19 protein-coding genes are annotated in these 22,040 nt (G+C 63.4%); 13 read left to right on the top strand and 6 right to left on the bottom strand.

Annotated elements, in window-relative coordinates:
* The first annotated feature begins 8 nt into the window (after positions 1-8).
* The 6 genes from ftsH to serA all read left to right on the top strand — a co-directional run bounded on the left by ftsH (position 9) and on the right by serA (position 8,797).
* A complete protein-coding gene (gene ftsH / locus VGN93_RS18575) occupies positions 9-1,931 on the top strand; it encodes an ATP-dependent zinc metalloprotease FtsH (protein ID WP_319321069.1) in 1,923 nt (640 codons plus the stop codon).
* A gap of 285 nt (positions 1,932-2,216) precedes the next feature.
* Positions 2,217-3,569, top strand: a complete 1,353-nt coding sequence (gene glmM, locus VGN93_RS18570; RefSeq protein WP_319321071.1) for a phosphoglucosamine mutase — start codon at positions 2,217-2,219, stop codon at positions 3,567-3,569.
* 253 nt (positions 3,570-3,822) lie between these two features.
* Positions 3,823-4,656 (top strand): outer membrane protein, encoded by an 834-nt coding sequence (locus VGN93_RS18565; protein WP_319321074.1) that lies wholly within the window; start codon positions 3,823-3,825, stop codon positions 4,654-4,656.
* A 202-nt stretch (positions 4,657-4,858) separates the two neighbouring features.
* Positions 4,859-5,692 (top strand): outer membrane protein, encoded by an 834-nt coding sequence (locus VGN93_RS18560; RefSeq protein ID WP_327508609.1) that lies wholly within the window; start codon positions 4,859-4,861, stop codon positions 5,690-5,692.
* Between the two features lie 177 nt (positions 5,693-5,869).
* A complete protein-coding gene (locus VGN93_RS18555; protein ID WP_327508608.1) occupies positions 5,870-7,051 on the top strand; it encodes a phosphoserine transaminase in 1,182 nt (393 codons plus the stop codon).
* 150 nt (positions 7,052-7,201) lie between these two features.
* Positions 7,202-8,797, top strand: coding sequence for a phosphoglycerate dehydrogenase (gene serA, locus VGN93_RS18550; protein WP_319321085.1), 1,596 nt, complete (start codon positions 7,202-7,204; stop codon positions 8,795-8,797).
* Positions 8,798-8,833: 36 nt separating this feature from the next.
* On the opposite strand, the gene VGN93_RS18545 is transcribed toward serA, so the two are convergent.
* On the bottom strand, positions 8,834-9,736 hold the full coding sequence (locus VGN93_RS18545) for a DMT family transporter (protein ID WP_327508607.1): 903 nt from the start codon (positions 9,734-9,736) through the stop codon (positions 8,834-8,836).
* A 202-nt stretch (positions 9,737-9,938) separates the two neighbouring features.
* Here VGN93_RS18545 and VGN93_RS18540 point away from each other — a divergent pair, with 202 nt between their 5' ends.
* The gene (locus VGN93_RS18540) at positions 9,939-11,234 is read left to right on the top strand and encodes an adenylosuccinate synthase (RefSeq protein ID WP_327508606.1); all 1,296 of its coding nucleotides are present in this window, start codon (positions 9,939-9,941) and stop codon (positions 11,232-11,234) included.
* Between the two features lie 69 nt (positions 11,235-11,303).
* Positions 11,304-13,457 (top strand): hypothetical protein, encoded by a 2,154-nt coding sequence (locus tag VGN93_RS18535; RefSeq protein ID WP_327508605.1) that lies wholly within the window; start codon positions 11,304-11,306, stop codon positions 13,455-13,457.
* Between the two features lie 72 nt (positions 13,458-13,529).
* On the opposite strand, the gene rpoH is transcribed toward VGN93_RS18535, so the two are convergent.
* Positions 13,530-14,435, bottom strand: a complete 906-nt coding sequence (gene rpoH, locus VGN93_RS18530) for an RNA polymerase sigma factor RpoH (protein ID WP_319321095.1) — start codon at positions 14,433-14,435, stop codon at positions 13,530-13,532.
* Positions 14,436-14,676: 241 nt separating this feature from the next.
* Positions 14,677-15,720, bottom strand: coding sequence for an RluA family pseudouridine synthase (locus tag VGN93_RS18525; RefSeq protein ID WP_327508604.1), 1,044 nt, complete (start codon positions 15,718-15,720; stop codon positions 14,677-14,679).
* Positions 15,721-15,758: 38 nt separating this feature from the next.
* On the opposite strand from VGN93_RS18525, the gene VGN93_RS18520 reads away from it, so the two are divergent.
* On the top strand, positions 15,759-16,145 hold the full coding sequence (locus tag VGN93_RS18520) for a hypothetical protein (protein WP_319321101.1): 387 nt from the start codon (positions 15,759-15,761) through the stop codon (positions 16,143-16,145).
* 6 nt (positions 16,146-16,151) lie between these two features.
* Positions 16,152-16,976 (top strand): RNA methyltransferase, encoded by an 825-nt coding sequence (locus tag VGN93_RS18515; RefSeq protein WP_327508603.1) that lies wholly within the window; start codon positions 16,152-16,154, stop codon positions 16,974-16,976.
* A 61-nt stretch (positions 16,977-17,037) separates the two neighbouring features.
* On the opposite strand, the gene VGN93_RS18510 is transcribed toward VGN93_RS18515, so the two are convergent.
* Positions 17,038-18,186, bottom strand: a complete 1,149-nt coding sequence (locus VGN93_RS18510) for a hypothetical protein (RefSeq protein WP_327508602.1) — start codon at positions 18,184-18,186, stop codon at positions 17,038-17,040.
* A gap of 172 nt (positions 18,187-18,358) precedes the next feature.
* Positions 18,359-18,940 (bottom strand): DUF1134 domain-containing protein, encoded by a 582-nt coding sequence (locus tag VGN93_RS18505; RefSeq protein WP_319321110.1) that lies wholly within the window; start codon positions 18,938-18,940, stop codon positions 18,359-18,361.
* 218 nt (positions 18,941-19,158) lie between these two features.
* Between VGN93_RS18505 and chpT the strand changes: the two genes are divergently transcribed.
* Entirely contained in the window at positions 19,159-19,812 is a 654-nt protein-coding gene (gene chpT, locus VGN93_RS18500) for a histidine phosphotransferase ChpT (protein WP_327508601.1), read from the top strand.
* 117 nt (positions 19,813-19,929) lie between these two features.
* On the top strand, positions 19,930-20,292 hold the full coding sequence (locus tag VGN93_RS18495; protein ID WP_256121028.1) for a response regulator: 363 nt from the start codon (positions 19,930-19,932) through the stop codon (positions 20,290-20,292).
* Between the two features lie 146 nt (positions 20,293-20,438).
* Here the strand turns inward: VGN93_RS18495 and ctrA are convergent, their stop codons facing one another.
* Positions 20,439-21,137: a response regulator transcription factor CtrA gene (gene ctrA / locus VGN93_RS18490; RefSeq protein ID WP_037163974.1), complete on the bottom strand. Its 699-nt coding sequence runs from the start codon at positions 21,135-21,137 to the stop codon at positions 20,439-20,441.
* A 527-nt stretch (positions 21,138-21,664) separates the two neighbouring features.
* On the opposite strand from ctrA, the gene VGN93_RS18485 reads away from it, so the two are divergent.
* Entirely contained in the window at positions 21,665-22,015 is a 351-nt protein-coding gene (locus VGN93_RS18485) for a flagellar export protein FliJ (protein ID WP_319321362.1), read from the top strand.
* Positions 22,016-22,040 lie beyond the last annotated feature (25 nt).

The following is a 22,040-nucleotide window of genomic DNA, read 5'->3' as shown; positions in this document are numbered from 1 at the left end:
AAAGTTCGATGAATCCCAATTTCCGAAACTTCGCCCTGTGGGCGATCATCGCCCTCCTGCTGATCGCGCTGTTCAGCATGTTCCAGACGAGCCCGGCACAAACCGGCTCGCGGGAAATCCCCTATTCGCAGTTCCTCAAGGAGGTCGACTCGAGCCGGGTGAAGGAAGTCGTCATCACCGGCGAAAAGATCGTCGGCAGCTATGTCGAGACCGGCGCGACCTTCCAGACCTACGCACCGACCGGCGACAACTCGCTGGTCCAGCGCCTGGAGGCGAAGAACGTCGTCGTCAGCGCACGGCCGGAGACGGACGGCTCGTCCGGCTTCCTGAGCTATATCGGCACATTGCTGCCGATGCTCCTGATCCTCGGTGTCTGGCTGTTCTTCATGCGCCAGATGCAGGGTGGCTCGCGCGGCGCCATGGGTTTCGGCAAGTCGAAGGCGAAACTTTTGACCGAAGCGCATGGCCGCGTCACCTTCGCGGATGTCGCCGGCGTCGACGAAGCCAAACAGGACCTGGAAGAGATCGTCGAATTCCTGCGCGACCCGCAGAAGTTCCAGCGCCTCGGCGGACGAATCCCGCGCGGTGTGCTGCTCGTCGGCCCGCCCGGCACCGGTAAGACGCTGCTCGCACGCTCCGTCGCGGGCGAGGCGAATGTGCCGTTCTTCACCATTTCCGGTTCGGACTTCGTCGAAATGTTCGTCGGTGTCGGTGCATCCCGCGTGCGCGACATGTTCGAACAGGCGAAGAAGAACGCGCCCTGCATCATCTTCATCGACGAAATCGACGCCGTCGGCCGTCATCGCGGTGCCGGTCTCGGCGGCGGCAATGATGAGCGCGAGCAGACGCTGAACCAGCTCCTCGTCGAGATGGACGGCTTTGAAGCCAATGAAGGCATCATCCTGATCGCCGCGACCAACCGTCCGGACGTTCTCGACCCGGCGCTGCTGCGTCCCGGCCGTTTCGACCGCCAGGTCGTCGTGCCGAACCCGGACATTGTCGGCCGCGAGCGCATCCTCAAGGTTCACGTTCGCAACGTGCCGCTCGCGCCGAATGTTGACCTCAAGGTGCTCGCCCGCGGTACGCCCGGTTTCTCCGGTGCCGACCTGATGAACCTCGTCAACGAAGCCGCCCTGATGGCCGCGCGCCGCAACAAGCGTCTCGTCACCATGCAGGAATTCGAGGACGCCAAGGACAAGATCATGATGGGCGCCGAGCGCCGCTCCTCCGCCATGACCGAGGCGGAGAAGAAGCTGACCGCCTATCACGAGGCCGGCCACGCTATTGTCGCGCTCAAGGTGCCGCTCGCCGACCCGCTGCACAAGGCGACGATCATTCCGCGCGGCCGTGCGCTCGGCATGGTCATGCAGCTGCCGGAAGGCGACCGCTACTCAATGAGCTACAAGTGGATGGTCTCGCGCCTCGCTATCATGATGGGCGGCCGCGTCGCCGAGGAAATCACCTTCGGCAAGGACAACATCACCTCCGGCGCATCCTCGGACATCGAACAGGCGACCAAGCTCGCCCGTGCGATGGTGACGCAGTGGGGCTTCTCCGATCAGCTCGGCCAGGTCGCCTATGGTGAAAACCAGCAGGAAGTCTTCCTTGGTCATTCGGTGGCGCAGCAGAAGAACGTTTCGGAAGCGACCGCGCAGAAGATCGACAACGAGATCCGCCGCCTGATCGACGAGGCCTATTCCGAGGCCAAGCGCATCATCACCGAACAGAACCATGAATTCGTGGCGCTGGCCGAAGGCCTGCTTGAATATGAGACGCTGACGGGTGAAGAGATCAAGGCGCTGATCCGCGGCGAGAAGCCCGCGCGCGACCTCGGCGACGATACGCCGCCGCATCGCGGCTCGGCCGTGCCGAAGGCCGGCCACAAGAAGGGTGGCGAGGCGGAAGGCGGTCTCGAACCGCAGCCGCAATAAGCGATCCGTTCGAACGAATTGAAAACGGCCGGAAAATCCTTTCCGGCCGTTTTCGTTCGGTAACGGGCTGTAATGAATTCTGATATGCGGATGGATGCTCTTTGCCGACTTTTATGGCAAAGAAGTATGACAGCTCTACGCCGTTTTAAGGATTGGATCACGGGGCGGAATTATTGTATTTCCGCCTTCTGCCCTGAGATGGACGCGCGGGCGGCAGAGTGAACGCTTGAGAGCCGGGCGCAGCGCTGAATGCGCAGCCCAGGCCGGCGATTTTCAGGAGAGAACATGAAACGTCGTTATTTCGGCACGGACGGTATCCGGGGACAATCCAACATCTTCCCGATGACGCCGGACCTTGCCATGCGGGTCGGCATCGCCGTGGGCACGCTCTTCCGCCGCGGCGCGCACCGCCACCGCGTGGTGATCGGCAAGGACACGCGCCTCTCCGGCTACATGCTGGAAAACGCCATGGTGGCGGGCTTCACCGCGGCCGGCATCGATGCCTTCATCCTCGGCCCGATCCCCACACCCGCCGTCGCCATGCTGACGCGCTCGCTGCGCGCCGATATCGGCGTGATGATCTCCGCCTCGCACAACCCGTTCTACGACAACGGCATCAAGCTCTTCGGCCCGGACGGCTACAAGCTCTCCGACGAGATCGAGATGGAGATCGAGGACCTGCTCGACAAGGACATCACGGCGCAGCTCGCCAAGTCCGCCGAGATCGGTAGGGCAAAGCGCATCGACGGCGTGCATGACCGCTATATCGAACACGCCAAGCGCACCCTGCCGCGCGACGTGACGCTGAAGGGCCTGCGCGTTGCGATCGACTGCGCCAATGGCGCCGCCTACCGCGTGGCGCCTGCCGCACTCTGGGAGCTCGGCGCCGACGTCGTGACGATCGGCAACGAGCCGGACGGCCTCAACATCAACCTCGAATGCGGCTCGACGCATCCGGATGCCCTGCAGCGCAAGGTGCACGAGGTTCGCGCCGATATCGGTATCGCGCTCGATGGTGATGCCGACCGCGTGCAGATCATCGACGAGAACGGCAAGATCATCGACGGCGACCAGTTGATGGCCGTCATCGCCGAAAGCTGGGCGGCCGACGGCATGCTGCGCGGCGGCGGCATCGTCGCCACCGTCATGTCGAACCTCGGGCTTGAACGTTTCCTCACCGGCAAGGGCCTCGGGCTTGAGCGCACCAAGGTCGGCGACCGCTATGTCGTCGAGCATATGCGCCAGCACGATTACAATGTCGGCGGCGAGCAGTCCGGCCATATCGTGCTGTCGGATTTCGGCACGACGGGCGACGGCCTCGTAGCCGCCCTCCAGGTGCTCGCCTGCGTCAAGCGCAACGGCAAGACGGTGAGCGAGGTGTGCAACCGCTTCGAGCCGGTGCCGCAGGTGCTGAAGAACGTGCGCATCCAGGCCGGCCAGCCGCTGGAGGACGCCGCCGTGCGCCAGGCGATCGCCGATGCCGAAAGCGAGCTCGCCAAGAGCGGCCGCCTGCTCATCCGCCCCTCCGGCACCGAACCGCTGATCCGCGTCATGGCGGAGGGCGACGACCGGGCGAAGGTGGAGCGCATCGTCGACGACCTGGTCGCCGTGATCGGCTCCGTGCGCAACGCCGCCTGATCCTGTTCGATTCATCTATTCTTAAGGGCCGGTGCCAATGCGCCGGCCTTTTTCTTTTTGCCGATGAAGTTGTTTCGAAGATTACTCGAATTTCAGGTGTTGTTTACCGAACTCGTGAACGCTCGTTAACAAAGACGGTAAATGTTTGTAGTTAATCGGCCCTTAACCTTTCCTCGCCATTATCCACTCCTGATCGAGGGACTTGGAATCCGGTGTGCCGGGCTGCCAAGCAAAAGCCTATTGGAGCAAGGCCATGAGGAAAGTTTTGAGTGGCGTCGTCGCGGTCCTGCTGACGGGCACGACCGGCTACGCAGCCGATATCTACCAGCCGGAGGTCGTCGAGGCGCCGGTGCAGGAAACCATCATCGAGACGGGCGGGTGGTATCTGCGCGGCGACACGGGCTGGTCCTATAACAAGCTGCGCGGCGCGAAATACTTCCAGGGCTCCAACGACCGCGTGCGGGAATTCGACTCCACGAACCTGAAGAGCGGCTTCACGCTCGGCGGCGGTGTCGGTTACCAGATCAACGATCACTTCCGTACGGACGTGACGCTTGACTACATGTTCAAGTCGAAGTTCAAGGGCTCGACCTCGGGCGGCTGCGGCGTTTCGCCGAACTGCACGTCGCGGGACGTCTCGTCGCTCACCGCGCTCAGCCTGCTCGCTAACGCCTATGTGGACATCGGCACCTACGGCTCGATCACGCCCTATGTCGGCGCCGGTATCGGCGGCACCTACGTGAACTGGAAGGGCCTCGACAACACCTCGTGCGACGACGGCGATCCGACGAACTGCGACCCGACCTTCCACCACCGCGGCAAGAAGAGCTGGCGCTTCACCTATGCGCTGATGGCCGGCGCCTCCGTCGACCTGACCTGCAACCTGAAGGCCGACCTCGGTTACCGCTTCCGCCACGTCACCAAGGGCAACATGTTCGGCTACAATGTCGGCGGCGGCCCGGGCCGCGACAAGGGCTTCTACAGCCACGAGGCCCGCGCCGGCCTGCGTTATTCCTTCAGCGGCTGCGAACAGCAGGCCTATATCCCGCCGGTCGATATCCCGGTCGAGCAGCCGGTCTACAAGTAAGCGGCATCACGCTGAATCTCTTCTCAAGGCCGCCCCTCGGGGCGGCCTTTTGTTTTGCCGATCGCGCAGGAAAACCCGCCACTTAACCGTTTCTTCATTCCTTAAGATTTATGGTTAACCAACGGTGTAAGGCGGCCACGGATGCGTGGCCTCGCACCCTCCGCGCAACCGCCGGCCCGGCCGGCCTCAAGGGATCGAGAGCATGTTTCGTCGTATCGCACCGCTTGGTATCGCCGTCCTTGCGGGTCTCATCGGAACGAGCGCACTGGCGAGCGACCTCGACATCATCAACGCGCCGGAAATCGACGTTTCGGAAAGCACGGTCGCGGAAGGCTGGTACATCCGCGGCGACCTCGGTTATGCCGGCTGGGTCAACCATGACAAGCCGGATTACCGGATCGAGGCGTTCGGCTCCACCTTTGCCGAGGGCGATTTCGACGATGCGCGCTTCTCCAAGCCGGTCTCCTACGGCGTCGGCATGGGCTACCAGTTCAACAATTTCCTGCGCGCCGACCTGACGACGGATTTCTTCAGCGGTTCGCTGCGCGGCGGCTCCGACATCGATTCGCCCTGCATCACGGCGCCGGCCGGCACGACCTGCCGCCTCGGCCAGAAGGCGGACTACAATGCGGCTCACCTCCTCGCCAACGGCTATGTGGATCTCGGGACCTATGCCGGCATCACGCCCTATGTCGGCGCCGGCGCGGGCGTGACCTACATGAACTGGGACAGCTTCCGCACCACGGCAAACTGCGAAAACGGCACGGGTTCCTGCGGCGGGCAGACCTTCGACGAACTCCGGGTGAAGGGCGGCGACAGCTGGCGCTTCACCTATGCGCTTATGGCTGGCGCCTCGGTCGATCTCACCAACCGCGTCAAGCTCGACCTCGGCTACCGCTTCACCGACATGGCCGGCGGCAAGATGTTCGGCGGCAGCACCGAAGTGCCGGGCGTCGGCACGGTGAGCGCCCGCGGGCGGGACGACGGTTTCCAGAAGCACGAGATCCGTGCCGGTATCCGCGTCACCACCTGGTAGACATCATCCATTCTTTCACGGACGGCGCGTCGGGCAACCGGCGCGCCGTTTCCGTTTACGCCGGATTATTTTTCGTTCGCGACATAATCCGCTTGACTTCAAAAAGGCTCTTCCATATTCACGGCGGCGGGACACCCTTCCCCAACGAAGGGCTATCTATCTGGAAGGATAGCAATCATGACGAAGACCGTCGCCGCTCCGGACGTGCGTCCGAACAACACCCATTTTTCTTCTGGCCCTTGCTCGAAGCGTCCCAACTGGTCGCTCGAAGCGCTTTCCGATGCCGCGCTCGGTCGTTCGCACCGCGCCAAGGTCGGCAAGACCAAGCTCAAGCAGGCCATCGACCTCACCCGTGAAGTCCTGGAAGTGCCGGCGGATTACCGCATCGGCATCGTGCCGGCCTCCGATACCGGCGCCGTCGAGATGGCGCTGTGGTCGCTGCTCGGCCCGCGCGGCGTCGACATGGTCGCCTGGGAAAGTTTTGGCTCGGGCTGGGTTTCCGACGTGGTGAAGGAGCTGAAGCTTCCCGATACCCGCAAGATCACGGCCGATTACGGCCTGCTGCCCGACCTTTCCACGATCGATTTCGACCGTGACGTGGTCTTCACCTGGAACGGCACGACATCCGGCGTGCGCGTTGCCAATGCGGACTTCATTCCGGCAGACCGCAAGGGCCTGACCATCTGCGACGCAACTTCGGCCGCCTTCGCGCAGAACCTCGATTTCGCCAAGCTCGACGTGGTCACCTTCTCCTGGCAGAAGGTGCTGGGCGGCGAGGGCGCGCATGGCGTCATCATCCTGTCGCCGCGGGCCGTCGAGCGCCTGGAAAGCTACACGCCTTCCTGGCCGATGCCGAAGATCTTCCGCATGACCAAGGGCGGCAAGATCATCGAGGGCATCTTCCAGGGCGAAACGATCAACACGCCCTCCATGCTCTGCGTCGAAGACTATATCGATGCGCTTCTCTGGGCGAAGGAAGTCGGCGGCCTCAAGGGCCTGATGGCGCGCGCTGACGCGAACGCCCAGGTGATCTTCGATTTCGTCGAGGCCAACGGCTGGATCGCCAACCTGGCCAAGGCGCCGGAAACGCGCTCCAACACCTCCGTCTGCCTGACCATCGCCGACAAGGACGTGGCGGCACTCGACGCCGATGCACAGGCCGCCTTCGCCAAGGGTCTCGTCGCACTTCTTGAAAAACAGGGTGTCGCCTATGACATCGGCGCCTACCGCGATGCCCCCTCGGGCCTGCGCATCTGGGCCGGTGCGACCATCGATACAGCGGACCTCGAAGCGCTGATGCCGTGGCTGACCTGGGCTTTCGAGACCCAGAAGGCGACGCTTGCCAAGGCTGCGGCGTAAACCGTCTCAAGCATGATTTCGTCATCCTCGGCCTTGTGCCGAGGATCTGACCACTTCGATATGGCCGATCGGTCGCAGATGCTCGGGACAAGCCCGAGCATGACGACGGATAGGTTTCAGCCCAACCCCCTTTTATCAGGAGCCCATACCATGGCACCTCGCGTACTCGTATCCGATGAACTGTCGGAAACCGCCGTCCAGATCTTTCGTGATCGCGGCGTCGATGTCGATTTCCAGCCGCAGCTCGGCAAGGACAAGGACAAGCTTGCCGAAATCATCGGCAACTATGACGGCCTCGCCATCCGCTCCGCCACCAAGGCGACGGAAAAGCTGATCGCTGCTGCGACCAACCTCAAGGTCATCGGCCGCGCCGGCATCGGCGTCGACAATGTCGACATCCCGGCCGCCTCGCGCCGCGGCATCATCGTCATGAACACGCCCTTCGGCAACTCGATCACCACGGCGGAACACGCCATCGCCCTGATGTTCGCCGTCGCCCGCCAGCTTCCCGCCGCCGATACCTCCACGCAGGCCGGCAAGTGGGAGAAGTCGAAGTTCATGGGCGTCGAGATCACCGGCAAGACGCTCGGCGTCATCGGTGCCGGCAATATCGGTTCCATCGTCTGCTCGCGCGCCATCGGTCTCAAGATGCACGTCATCGCCTACGACCCGTTCCTCTCCAAGGAACGCGCCGAGGAAATGGGCGTGAAGAAGGTCGAGCTCGACGAACTGTTCGCCGAGGCCGATTTCATCACCATGCATGTGCCGCTGACGGACAAGACCCGCAACATCATCGACGCGGCGGCAATCGCCAAGATGAAGGACGGCGTGCGCATCGTGAACTGCGCCCGCGGCGGCCTCGTGGTCGAGGCGGATCTCGCCGAAGCGCTGAAATCCGGCAAGGTCGCCGGCGCCGGCTTCGACGTCTTCGAGGTCGAGCCCGCCAAGGAAAGCCCGCTCTTCGGCCTGCCGAACGTCGTCTGCACGCCGCATCTCGGCGCCTCGACCACGGAAGCGCAGGAGAACGTCGCTCTCCAGGTCGCCGAACAGATGTCGGACTATCTGGTGCGTGGTGCCGTTTCCAACGCCATCAACATGCCGTCGATCACCGCCGAGGAAGCGCCGATCCTGAAGCCGTTCATCCGGCTTGCCGACGTGCTCGGCGCCTTCGTCGGCCAGGTCACGGAAAGCGCGATCAAGGAAATCGAGATTCTTTACGATGGCGCGACCGCGACGATGAACACCAAGGCGCTGACCAGCGCCGCACTTGCCGGCCTCATCCGCACCCAGGTTTCCGACGTCAACATGGTTTCGGCGCCTGTGATGATCAAGGAAAAAGGCATCATCCTCTCCGAGGTCAAGCGCGACAAGTCGGGCGTCTTCGACGGCTATATCCGACTGACCGTCAAGACGGAGAACCAGACGCGTTCGATCGCCGGCACGGTCTTCTCCGATGGCAAGCCGCGCTTCATCCAGATCAAGGGCATCAACCTCGACGCTGATGTCGGCAACCACATGGTCTACATCACCAACACCGACGTTCCCGGCATGATCGGCTTCATCGGCACGACGCTCGGTGCGGCCGGCGTCAACATCGCGAACTTCCAGCTCGGCCGCGACAAGCAGGGCGGCGACGCCATCGCGCTGCTCTATGTCGATGCCGCCCTCTCCGACGAGGTGCTGAACAAGCTGCGCACCAATGAAGCGATCCGCCAGGTCAAGTCGCTGGTCTTCAACGTCGACTGATCTTCGTCCTCCCAAGACGCAAAGAAACCCGCCGGCTCATCCGGCGGGTTTTTTGTTGTCCTTCGGCCGGCCCCATTCGGCAATGGCGATGCCGCCGAGCACGAGGAGGAGGGCGATGACGTGGAAGGGGTAGAGCGTCTCGCCGATCAGCAGCACGGACAGAATGGTGCCGAAGACCGGGATGGCGTTGATGAAGAGGCCGGCGCGGTTGGCGCCGATCATCTCGACGCCGCGCACATAGAGCACCTGCGAGAGCAGCGACGGGAAGATGCCGGCATAGAGCACGATCGCCCAGCCGGTCGTATCCGGAAAGATCGCAGCACCACGCGACAGTTCCCAGAAGAACAGCGGGATGGCACTCAGAAGCGCGCCGAAGGCGGGGGCGGCGATAAAACTCTGCCAGTGCAGGTCCGGCTTCCAGCGCAGCGACACGGTATAGGCGGCGTAGACGATGGCCGCGCAGAGCATCAGCGCATCGCCGAAGTTGAATTCCAGTGCGGCCAGTGCCGAGAATTCGCCATGAGCGGCTGTTATCAGCACTCCGATGAGCGTGACGCTGAAGCCGACGATCTGGGCGATGGAGGCCTGGATGCGGAACAACACGAAGTTGAAGACGAAGATCAGCATGGGAATGCCGGCCTGCTCGATGACGGCATTGATGGCGCTGGTATAACCGAGTGCGGTATAGAGCAGGGCATTGAAGGCGGTGAAGCCGAAGATGCCGTAGAGCAGCAACTGGAGCCAGTGCTGGCGGATCACCGGCCAGTCGCGCTTCACCTGCGGCAGCATGAAGGCGAGGATGATGATGAGCGCGAGGATCCAGCGGTAGGTCGTCAGCACCATCGGGCTGACATGGCCGACGGCGAGTTTGCCCGCCACCGAGTTCGCGCCCCAGAAAAGGGCGGTGACGCTGAGATAGAAATAGGCTCTGCTGTTCAAGGCGGGGTGATCCGGACGGTGGAGGCATGTGCGCGGGGTGCGCCGGCAGGTGGCCCACATAAGGCGAAAAAGCGCGCAATGTCATGTAAAAAGCGGATTGTGGCCGTCATAACAGGGTCGCATTCCCAAAGACAACACAGTATAGATGCGCGGGTTTGTGTCAGGCACGCGGCTATCCGCGTGCAAATACGGGAAAGATGAAATGACGAACGTCGTGGTGGTCGGATCGCAATGGGGTGACGAAGGCAAGGGCAAGATTGTCGACTGGCTTTCCGAACGCGCGGATGTCATCGTCCGCTATCAGGGCGGCCACAATGCGGGTCATACCCTGGTTATCGATGGTGTCAGCTACAAGCTGGCGCTGCTTCCGTCCGGCCTCGTGCGCGGCAAGCTCAGCGTCATCGGCAACGGCGTCGTCGTCGATCCTCACCACTTCGTCGCCGAAATCGAGAAGCTGCGCGGCCAGGGCGTGAACATCACGCCGGAGGTCCTGCGCATCGCCGACAACGCGCCGCTCATCCTGTCCCTTCATCGTGACCTGGACGGCTTCCGTGAAGACGCCGCCTCCAACAGCGGCACGAAGATCGGCACGACACGGCGCGGCATCGGCCCGGCCTATGAAGACAAGGTCGGCCGTCGCGCCATTCGCGCCATCGATCTTGCCGACAAGGAAGCGCTGCCGGCGAAGATCGACCGGCTGCTGACCCATCACAATGCGCTGCGGCGCGGCCTCGGCCTGCCGGAAATCTCGGTGGAATCGATCGAGAAGGAACTGATGGAAGTCGCCGACCGGGTGCTGCCCTATGTCGATCAGGTCTGGCGCATCCTCGACGACCACCGCAAGGCCGGTTCCCGCATCCTCTTCGAAGGGGCGCAGGGCGCGCTGCTCGACAACGACCACGGCACCTATCCCTTCGTGACCTCCTCGAACACGGTCGCCGGACAGGCCGCCGCCGGTTCCGGTCTCGGCCCGACGGCGATCGGTTATGTCCTCGGCATCACAAAGGCCTACACGACCCGCGTCGGCGAGGGGCCGTTCCCGTGTGAACTGAACGACGCGATCGGCGAGCACCTTTCGACCGTCGGCCGCGAAGTCGGTGTCAATACCGGTCGTCCGCGCCGCTGCGGCTGGTTCGATTCGGTTCTCGTGCGTCAGACGGTGAAGACCTCGGGCATCACGGGCATCGCGCTGACGAAGCTCGACGTTCTGGACGGTCTCGACGAGTTGAAGATCTGCGTCGCCTACAAGCTCGACGGCAAGGAAATCGACTATCTCCCGGCAAGCCAGGGGCAGCAGGCTCGCCTGGAGCCGGTTTACATCACGCTCGAGGGCTGGAAGGAATCGACCGTCGGCGCGCGCAGCTGGGCGGACCTGCCGGCCCAGGCGATCAAATATGTACGACAGGTCGAGGAGCTGATCGGCGCGCCCGTCGCCCTGCTTTCGACCAGTCCGGAGCGGGAGGACACGATACTTGTGACCGACCCGTTTGAGGACTAATCTCAAGCTCAACACCAGTTCCGTAACGTATTCCAATGAGATAGCGAGCGGACACGACGGAAAGTTCTGATGGCGGATTTTGTAGCAGTCATTCGGAGGGCCGTGGACGGCCTCTCGGACAACAATGCCGAGATGCGGCAGAAGGTTTACGAGAAGGCGCGCGGTGCCGTGCGCCGGCAACTCGAATCCATGAACCCGCGCCCTTCCGATGACCTGGTAAAGCGTCAGCTCGACAAGCTCGAAGCGGCGATCGGCAGTGTCGAGATCGACCATGCCGAGGCGCTTCCTGCCGACGATGTCGCACCGGACCTCGTCGAGGATGTCGTGCAGCCGGAGCCGGTGGCGGAAGAACCCGTCCCGGTCGATGAGCCGGAAGAGGCGGTCGCGCAAGCCGAACCGGAACAGCGCTACGAGCCCGTCGAAGAGCATGCCGAGGGCGAAGCGCAAGTCGAGCCGGTTGCCGAAAACCCCATCGAGCCTGAGCCCGTCGCCGAGGAAGAGACCGTCGAGCACGAGCCGCAGCCGGTCGTAGCCGAGGCGCATAGCGAGCCGTCCTGGCATGTCGAGGCAGCACCCGCGGACGATTATGTGCCCTCGTGGCAGGAGCCGGAGCCGGATCGCGCCCTCGAGGCCGAAGCCGAGGCGGCGGAAACCGTTGCGGCCGTGGAGCCGGAGGCACAGGTCTACCCGGTTCACGACGAGAAGCTGCCTGAAGCCGAGCCGGTCGCGGATGCCCGCATGCCCTCGGCGGAAGCCCAGTGGAGCTGGAACGAGGCCGCGCCCGTCGCGGTCGCAGTGGAAACACACGAGCCGACGCCCGCGGTGGCCAGCGATCCGCTCGCCTGGGACTGGCCGGACGACAAGGCCGCACAGCCGGAAGCCGAGCGGGAAAAGACCGCCAAGACCGCGGAATGGGGAGATCTCGACGACCTTCTCGGCCATGCGCCGAAGGCTGGCGTCGCTGCCGCATCGTCCGTGGCGGCGGCTGGCACGACCGAGGCAGCATCGTCCACGCCCGCCTTCGAGCCGGCCCGTGCGCCGCAGCGCTCCTTCCGCGCCGAGCCGCGCAAGTCGCGCATCAATTTTGGTGCGCTGGCGGCCGTCATCGCGCTCGTCGCCATCGTCGGCGGTCTGGGCGCTGGCTACTGGTTCAACCGCGATATGGTGAACGGCTGGGTCAACGAGCGCATCGCCTCGATCACCGCGCCCTCGACCGAGACGCCGGCAGAGACCCAGCAGCAGAGCAACGACACCGCCGAAGGCGGCCGCAACCTGCCGGCAAACACCACGCCGGACGATACGGCCGAGACGACGGGCAATGCCGCCGGCACGACCACGCCGACGACCGAGGTGGCCTCTGCAACGCCGACCGGCAACGGCAAGTTCACCCAGCGGCTGCTGACGGACGGGTCCGAAGTGGACGAGGGCCCGGCGGCAGCGCTTGACGGCGCGACACCGGAAGAGGGCAAGTCGGTTGCCGCCCAGTCGACGGAAACGGCGGGCGCGGTGACCGAGGACGGTGCCGCGGCCGGCACCACCGGCACCGGTACGACCACCACGGACGGCGCGACGCAGACGCCGGCTGGCACTGACACCGGCACCGCGACGACGACGGACACGCAGACGCCTGCGGCCACGGGCGAACAGCCGGCCGCCATCGGCGTCACGCAGAAAATGTTCCTCTATGAGGAACGCCTCGGCCAGACGGCGCCGACGGCGATCGAAGGCACGGTCGCCTGGTCGAGCGCCGAAGAATCGCCGGGTGGCGAGGCCAAGGCGGAGCCTGTGGTGCGCGCGCAGATCAACGTGCCTTCCAAGGGCCTGACCGCGCTGATCACTTTCCGCCGCAACGGCGACCGGTCGCTGCCGGCAAGCCATCTGGTCGAGCTCGTCTTCTCGCTGCCGGAGAATTTCGAGGGCGGCGGCATCGAAAGTGTCCAGCGCGTGGCGATGAAGCGGACCGAGCAGGACCGCGGCGATGCGCTGATCGCGGTACCGGCGAAGATCACCGACGACTTCCACATGATCGCGCTGAACGACTTCCCGGAGGCGATCGCCAAGAACACCGAACTCCTGCGCACGCGCAGCTGGATCGACATTCCGATCACCTACCGCAACGGCCGGCGCGCGCTGATGACGCTCGACAAGGGCGCTGCCGGCACTGAAGCCTTCGACACGGTGATGAAGGCCTGGGCGACGCTCGGCGCCGCCGGCAGCCAGTAAGGCGCTTCGCTTCTTCAACAAAAAAGGCCCGGCATCGCTGCCGGGCCTTTTCGTTTGCATTGCCGTCTGGGCTCAGGCGTCTTCGATGACGCGCACCGCGCGGGCCTGTTCGGCCGCGTATTTCTGAACGGCTTCCTGCACCTTCTCGAAGGCGCGGACTTCGATCTGGCGGACGCGCTCGCGGCTGATGTCGAACTCGGTGGAGAGCTCTTCCAGCGTCACCGGGTCTTCGGAAAGGCGGCGGGCCTCGAAGATACGGCGTTCGCGGTCGTTCAGCACGGCCATGGCACGCGCCAGCATGGCGCGGCGGGTGTCGAGTTCGTCCTGCTCGATCAGCGTCTGTTCCTGGCTGTCATGGTCGTCGACGAGCCAATCCTGCCACTGGCCGGATTCGCCTTCGCCCGCCTTGATCGGCGCGTTGAGCGAGGCGTCGCCGGTGAGGCGCTGGTTCATCGAGACGACTTCGTCTTCCGAAACCTTCAGCTTGGTCGCGATTTCCTTGACCTGGTCAGGCTTCAGGTCGCCGTCGTTGATCGCCTGGATCTTGCTCTTCATGCGGCGCAGGTTGAAGAACAGGCGCTTCTGATTGGCGGTCGTGCCCATCTTCACCAGCGACCACGAGCGCAGGATATATTCCTGGATCGAGGCCTTGATCCACCACATGGCATAGGTCGCCAGGCGGAAGCCGCGTTCCGGGTCGAACTTCTTGACGGCCTGCATCAGGCCGACATTGCCCTCGGAAACGACTTCGCCGATCGGCAGGCCGTAGCCGCGATAGCCCATGGCGATCTTGGCCACGAGCCGAAGATGGCTTGTGACGAGCTCATGCGCCGCGGTGCGGTCGCCGTGCTCCTGATAACGCTTGGCGAGCATGTATTCCTGCTGCGGCTCAAGCATTGGAAACTTGCGGATTTCATCGAGATAGCGGTTGAGACCACCTTCTCCGGCCGTGATCGACGGCAGCGTATTGCGGGCCATTCAGCACCCCTTTCTGAAGCGGCTTCCATTCGGCAAGCCTTGGTACGGAGCACGATCCTCTGAAACCGGATCCCCGTCAGCAACCATGCTCCCCAGTGGGTCATGGCGACCCCACTGAGTGTACAGATAGGTATGGCGAAACAATGGTTCAAGCGCCCGCGAGTTTCACGGATGCGTGAAAGCGGGCCAGTCGGAATGGATTTTTCGATACATTGTCAAAGTGGGGTTTTGTACCCGGAAATCAAGGCTTGGTGGTTTTTTCCACTGCGCGCAGCGCCAAAATAAGTCGTTCGAGATCCTCCGGCGGCGGCGCCTCGAAATGCATGGTCTCGCCGGTCGCGGGATGCTCGAACTGCAGCATGAAGGCATGCAGCGCCTGGCGCCGGAAACCGTTGACGACGTCGCGCGCCTCGTCCGGCAGGCGGTTCGCCTTGGTCTTGAAGGCGGCGCCATATTCCGGATCGCCGACCAGCGGATGGCCGATATGGGCCATGTGCACACGGATCTGGTGCGTGCGGCCGGTTTCGAGATGGCATTCCACGAGGGAGGCGAGGCTGGTGGCGTCGGGGGTTTCCCCGTAGCGCTCGACCACCTCGTAATGGGTGATCGCCTCGCGGGCGTCGTCGGCGTCCTCGCGCTTCACGGCGCGTTTGGTGCGGTCGTTGCCGCGGCCGAGCGGCGCGTCGATCGTGCCCTTCAACTGGCGGGGGCGGCCCCAGACGACGGCCTGGTAGGCGCGCTCCAGCGGGCCCGTGCGGCCGTGGTCGGCGAACTGGTCGGAGAGGTGGCGGTGCGCGGCGTCGTTCTTGGCGACGACCATGACGCCGCTCGTCTCCTTGTCGAGCCGGTGCACAATGCCGGGACGGCGCACGCCGCCGATGCCGGAAAGGGTTTTGCCGCAATGGTGGATGAGCGCGTTGACCAGCGTGCCCGTCCAGTTGCCGGCGCCGGGATGCACGACGAGGCCCGCCGGCTTCACCAGCACGATCAGGTCGTCATCCTCGTAGAGCACGTCGATCGGGATGTCCTCGGCCTGCGGCTCGGGATCGCGCGGCTCGGGCAGGTCGATCTCGACGCGGTCGCCGGGGTGGACCTTGCGCTTCGGCTCGCCGATGGCCGTGCCGTTGACGAGAACGGCCCCTTCCTCGATCAGCGCCTTGATGCGATTGCGCGAAAAATCGCCCGCAAGCGTGGCCGCAAGCCAGGCGTCGATGCGCCCTTCGGCCTCTTCCGGCACCGTCAGGACTTTTCTTGTCGCCTCGGCTTCTTTAAAGGGGTCGGTCATCGTTCAACTCAGCTCATTGCCGGAAGGTGTCGCCTGCCATGTCCAATATCGAAAACGACGATCAGGAAGACAAGCCGCTCGACCCGGTGATGGAAAATGTTCGTCGCAAGATGATGCGCCTGCAACTCGTCTCGGGCGGCATCATGCTTTTGATGTTCATGGCGGTGCTTGCGGCCATTGTCTACAAGATCAACACGCGCGAAAGCAAGCCGGAAGCGGTCGCCGCCGGCAGTCTTGCCGTGCCGAGCGATGCGCCCGTCAAGGCGACCGCGACGCTGCCCGATGGTTTCGCCGTCTCGGCCGTCTCGCAATCGGCCGGCCAGATCCTGTTCTACGGCGTGATGGCGGATGGCCTGCGCAAGGCCTTCCTCTTCGACATCACGGCCGGCCGCATCGTCGCCGAGATCGACGTCAAGGGCAACTGATCCGCCATGGCGGCGGCACCGATCCCGATCGACGATCCCGCCGATCCGCGCATCGCCGGCTTCGTCTCGATCCGCGAGCGCGATCTCACGGGTCGCGAAGGCCTGTTCATCGCCGAGGGTACGGTGGTGCTGCGCATGCTTGGCGGCGCGCAGGCGCGGCAAAACGGCTTTGCCGCCGAGGCGATCCTGCTTCTCGAAAGCCGCGTCGCGGGCGTCGCCGCGGTGCTTGCCGCCTTTCCGGAGACCGTGCCGGTCTATGTCGCCGCGGCGCCCGTCTTCGATGCGATCGCCGGGTTCAACATGCATCGCGGCGTGCTGGCGCTCGGCCGCAAGCCGGCGCAGGCGGCGCCGCTGCTGCAATCGTTGCCGGAAACGAGCCTCGTGCTCGCCGGCTGCGGCCTCTCCAACCACGACAATGTCGGCTCGATCTTCCGCAACGCCGCCGCCTTCGGCGCGGATGCGGTGTTTCTCGACGAGACGAGTTGCGATCCGCTTTACCGCAAGGCGATCCGCGTCTCCGTCGGCTCGGTGCTGACGGTGCCGTTTTCGCGCGGGCTCGCTGCCGAGGCGATGCTTCGGGGCCTGGCCGATGCCGGTTACGAGATCTGGGGTCTGTCGCCGCGCGGCGCGGTGCCCGTGGGAGAAATCCCGGCGGCGCGGCGCATTGCGCTGGTGCTCGGCACGGAAGGCGAGGGGCTACCGGAAAGCATCCTGTCCTCCTTCCGCACGGCGCGCATCCCGCAACGGCCGGGGCTGGACAGCCTCAATGTCGCGACGGCGAGCGGCATTGCGCTCTACCAGATTGCGCTCACCATGGGGCGTGTCGCCTAGCAGCGCACGCTGCTCACAATTCGTTCGGTGAGCCGGTGGCGGTCGCGCCGGAAATGCCGAATCAAGCTTCGTCGCCGCTGATCTGTTCACGAACGCGTTGGGCGAGGCTGCGCTCGTCGCCGTCCAGCGCCGGGTCGATCGTCGCGATGAGGTCGTGCACCGGCGAGCCGGCGCCCTCGCGCGCGGCCGTCAGCACGATCATCTTGCTGGCGAGGTCGGCCATTTCTTCGCGGAGCGCCGCGTCGTTGTCACCGGTTTTCGCGGCGAGAAGCCGTTCCGAAAGTGCTGTGCCCTGGTTGCGCACGTCCTCCTCCAGCGCGCCGATATCGATCGGCGGCGGGATCAGCTTTTCCGTGCGGCGGGCGGAAAGGCGGCTCGTCGCGATGGTGCGGGCGAGCCCGGTGGACCGCACCGCCTTCACCGCATCCTTGTTTTCCGCTGTCAACGTCTTCACCTTGTCGCGCAGGCGGTTGATTTCCGCGATGCGCCGTTCGATTGCATTGTCCTTGTCGGCGTTGCCGGCGAGTTCGCGCGTCAGCCGCGTTTCGAGCTGGCGCACGCGACCCTCTTCGCGCGACAGGCGCATTTCCAGCGATTTCGCCGCCTGGTTCGCCGTCTTGATATCCTCGCGCAGCTTGTCGCGCTCGTCCTTCAGGTTGCCGATGCGGCTCATCAGGTTCTCCATCGCCGTGTCGCGGGTGGCGAGGTCGATCTTCATATTGTCGAGGTCCGTCTCGAGATGGTTGATGCGGCCCTCCAGCCTGTCGATATCGGCAACCTTGCTGCGGATCTCGCGGTCGGCGGTCGAAAGCGCCGTCTTTAGCTGCTCGGTCTTCATTTCCTCGCGGCGCAGCGCCGAGCGCATGTCGCCGGCCTCGATGTTCATGTCGGCGATCTGGGCGTGCAGTTCGGCGTTTTCCGTGCCGATCGCCGCGGCCTGTGCGAGGAGCTTTTCGTTGCGCACCATTTCCAGCGTGTGTTTTTCGCGCTCGCGGCGCACGCTCTGGGACAGGCGGGCGTTTTCAGCGGCATAGGCGGCGCGGGCCATGTCCTTCTGCGCCCGCACTTCCTGCGGGCTCAGCGGCATGGTGGCGCGCATGCGCTGCTCGGTGAATTTGACGACGCGTTTCTGGACTGCCGGCGCGACGAGCAGGCCGGTCAGCGTGGCGGCGAGAAAGCCGAGCGCGAAGAGAAGGGCATACTCGATCACGGGTCAACTCGTTCCAAAACGGGCCCAAAACAGGTTCGAACGAGCGCACTATAGCGGCTCGTCCGAGCTTGCGGGAGGGGTATCCAGCGAGAAATCAACTCTCGGTTAACCTGACGGGCGAGGGCCGCCGTTCATTCGACCCGGGGGCGATCAGGGAGCGACCAGGGGGCTATCAGAAGGGATTCCAGGTCGGCTCGCGGGTGAGCTTCAGGTAGCCGGCATTGATGCCGATGCGGGCGCCGACGCCGGTGCGGATCGGCACGAGCACCATGTCGCGGTTGACATTGACCTGCATGCCGACGCCGGCAACCACGTAGGCCGAGCCGGAAACGCCGCCGAAACGGTCGTAGAGCGCATTGACGTCGGGCAGATTGTAGACGAGCATCATGGTGCGGCTGCCCTGGCCGCCCCAGTCGAGGCCGAGCGACGGGCCCTGCCAGAAGACCGAATGCTGGCCGGCATTTTTGGTGTTCAGCGTGCCCTCGCCATAGGTCAGGCCCGCGACGAAGGCGCCGGACCCTTCCTGGCCGAGAATGTAGCCGTTCGGCAGGCCGTGGGATTCGAAGGCGCGCTCGATCACCTTGGCAAGGCCGCCCGAGGTCGAGCCGAAGAAGCCATGGCCGGCATCGACGATTTCCTGCATGGAATATTGGCCGTTGCTCTGCTGCGCCTGAGCCGGCAAAATCAAGAAGAGCGCCAGAAACGCCGTTGTGACGATCCTGAACGCCGTCGTGACCAGATTTGAAACACGCATGTCCCGTTCGCCTTCCTTCATGTCTCGGCCCCGTTCCATGCAGCAATTTGATCCGATCATCTTAACAATCGGTTTACCAAATGTGGTGTCATTATGGCTGTCTTCAATTCGGGCACGCCTCGCGCAATTCCGGCGTGTTATGCGTCGCGCAGCATGCCCGCGACAGTGCCCTGTGAGGCCGGCCGCGTTGAAAGAATGCGTGGATCTGGGAGAAATTTATGGTGAAAAATCCGAACCTTACGCTGACCGGTCCCGATCTGGCGGCGCTTCTTTGCAGCCGCGTCTGCCATGACGTCATCTCGCCCGTGGGCGCGATCAACAACGGGCTGGAACTGCTCGACGAGGGCGGTGCCGATTCGGAGGCGATGGACCTCATCCGCACCAGCGCGCTGAATGCGTCCGTCCGGCTGAAATTCGCGCGGCTCGCTTTCGGCGCTTCCGGCTCGGTCGGCGCCTCCATCGATACGGGCGAGGCGGAAAAGGCGGCGCGCGATTTCGCCATCGCCGAGAAGAAGACCGAGATCACCTGGACGGGGCCGCGCGCCATCATCGCGAAGAACCGGGTCAAGCTGCTGCTCAACCTGTTCCTCGTCGTCTATAGCGCCATTCCGCGCGGTGGCTCGATCGACGTGACGCTGGAGAATCCGGAAACCGACGCCGTCTTCAAGCTCACCGCCAAGGGCCGCATGCTGCGCGTGCCGCCGAAATTCCTGGAAATCCTCTCCGGCACGCCCGAAGAGTCGGTCGATGCCCATTCCATCCAGCCCTATTACACGGTGCTGCTCGCCGCAGAGGCGGGCATGGAGCTCGATGTGGCGGCTTCGCCCGAGGAGATCGTCTTCTCCGCCCGTGTAGTCGCGGCCGAGGCGTAAAACAAAAGCGGCCTGGTTCGTTAACCATGGCCGCTAACGCTTTGTTTGCCAGGCGCCGGTACAGTTGCAACCTGTAATCTTCCCGCAGTTCAACAGCGGGAGACCTAGGAGCAGCTAATGCAGCGGTTGATGATCGCCGATGGTTCCGATGTCGTCCGTAAGGTCGGCAAGCGTATTCTCTCCGGTTTCAATTTCCTCGTGCTGGAAGCGTCGAGTTCGCTCGAAGCGCTGGTGCGTTGCGAGGCGGAACTGCCGAACATCATCATCGTCGATGCGACGATGGACGGCGCGATCGAGCTGATCGGCAATATCCGCAACCTGCCGCAGGGCAAGTCGGTGCGCATCTACTATTGCGTGGTCGAGGCGGACCTCAAGAAGATGATGATGGGCAAGCGCGCCGGCGCCGACGACTTCCTGCTGAAGCCGTTCGATCGCAAGATCCTGACCCAGGTCTTCGGCAATCTCTCGATCGCCGCCTGAAACGATCGACCTTAATCTGACGACATGAACGCGGCGGCTCGTGAAGAGCCGGCCGCGTTTTTCGTTCCGGGCTTATCTCTCGGTCGCACAACGAAAAAACCCGCCGGCGAAGCGGCGGGTTGAATTTTGGAGCGGGGAAAGGTCTATCAGGCGCTTTCGGCGAAATCGCCTTCGGGCTCGCGCAGCACGTAGCCGCGGCCCCAGACCGTCTCGATGTAATTCGCGCCGCCGGCGGCGTTTGCGAGCTTCTTGCGCAGCTTGCAGATGAAGACGTCGATGATCTTCAGTTCCGGCTCGTCCATGCCGCCATAGAGGTGGTTCAGGAACATTTCCTTGGTGAGCGTGGTGCCCTTGCGCAGCGAAAGCAGCTCGAGCATCTGGTATTCCTTGCCCGTCAGGTGGACGCGCTGGCCACCGACCTCGACCGTCTTGGCATCGAGGTTGACGATGAGTTCGCCCGTCGAGATGACCGACTGGGCATGGCCCTTGGAACGGCGCACGATGGCGTGGATGCGGGCAACGAGCTCGTCCTTGTGGAAGGGCTTCGTCATATAGTCGTCGGCGCCGAAGCCGAGGCCGCGCACCTTGTCCTCGATGCCGGCCATGCCGGAGAGGATGAGGATCGGCGTCTTGACCTTGGACAGGCGAAGCGTGCGCAGAACCTCGTAACCCGACATGTCGGGGAGGTTCAGGTCGAGCAAGATGATGTCGTAATCGTACAACTTGCCCAGATCGACACCTTCCTCGCCGAGGTCGGTGGTATACACATTAAAACTTTCGGACTTCAGCATCAATTCGATGCTCTGCGCTGTCGCGCTGTCGTCCTCAATGAGTAGAACCCGCATATCTGTCCCCTTTTCCGCCGCTCAAGGTTTCTGGCCCCCTACGCGATACGGATCCAGTCGTTGCCTGATTTGGAGGCTGCCACGAAATGGTTAACAAATCCTGATTCACTTTGGCAAGATGCATCGATCTGTTAATTATTTTAGGCAGGCTCCTGATTTTATGGATAAATCGGAATTGTGTCTCTTAATCTGTTCCTTCAAGAAACGCAGTTAACCGACTCTTTCGACTCATCAATGCGCCCCACCTCTTTTTTAGCGAACCGCATTTACAGAGCCTTAAATCCTCGCACCTATGATTAACGATGCCCGTAAACGAAAGGTTACCAGCGGTAGGGTTTTATTAATATCGCTGAATTTTTTTCGGGGCCCGGTGCGTTTTGCCGGGTTTCGGGCAGAAGGGCGGTCTCCGGCATGCGCAAAATACGCATTTCGGGTGCCGATTTGGAATGCCGAGTGACCGGTTGCCAGAGAATCAGGCTGCCGTTCGCTCCAATGCCGGGGTCTCGCTATCCACGGGAGTATTGCGTATGAAGTCGCGTGAGAGCCTAGTTCGCCTGAAGGAATTTCAGGTGAAAGACAAGAGACGGCAGCTGGCCCAGCTTCAGTTGATGATGTCCGAATTCGACCGGATGTCGAAGGAGCTGGAAACCCAGATCGCCATCGAGGAAAAGAAGTCCGGGATCACCGATCCCAACCACTTCGCTTATCCCACCTTCGCCAAGGCAGCGCGTCAGCGCTCCGACAATCTTCAGGTCTCCATTCGGGAACTGAAGGTGCAGCAGGATGCGGCGGAACTGGCACTGGAAGAAGCGGAGGCGGAGTTCGCCAAGGCTTCGGCGCTGGAAGAGCGCGACAACGCGGTTCGGCTTCGCGCCTGATCCGCGTCAAATCGAAGAACCTTCG

The sequence above is a fragment of the Shinella sp. genome (assembly GCF_035998705.1).
Classification (GTDB): domain Bacteria; phylum Pseudomonadota; class Alphaproteobacteria; order Rhizobiales; family Rhizobiaceae; genus Shinella.
The sequence above is the reverse complement of the archived record's forward strand: the minus strand, read 5'-3'. Positions and strand labels throughout refer to the sequence as shown.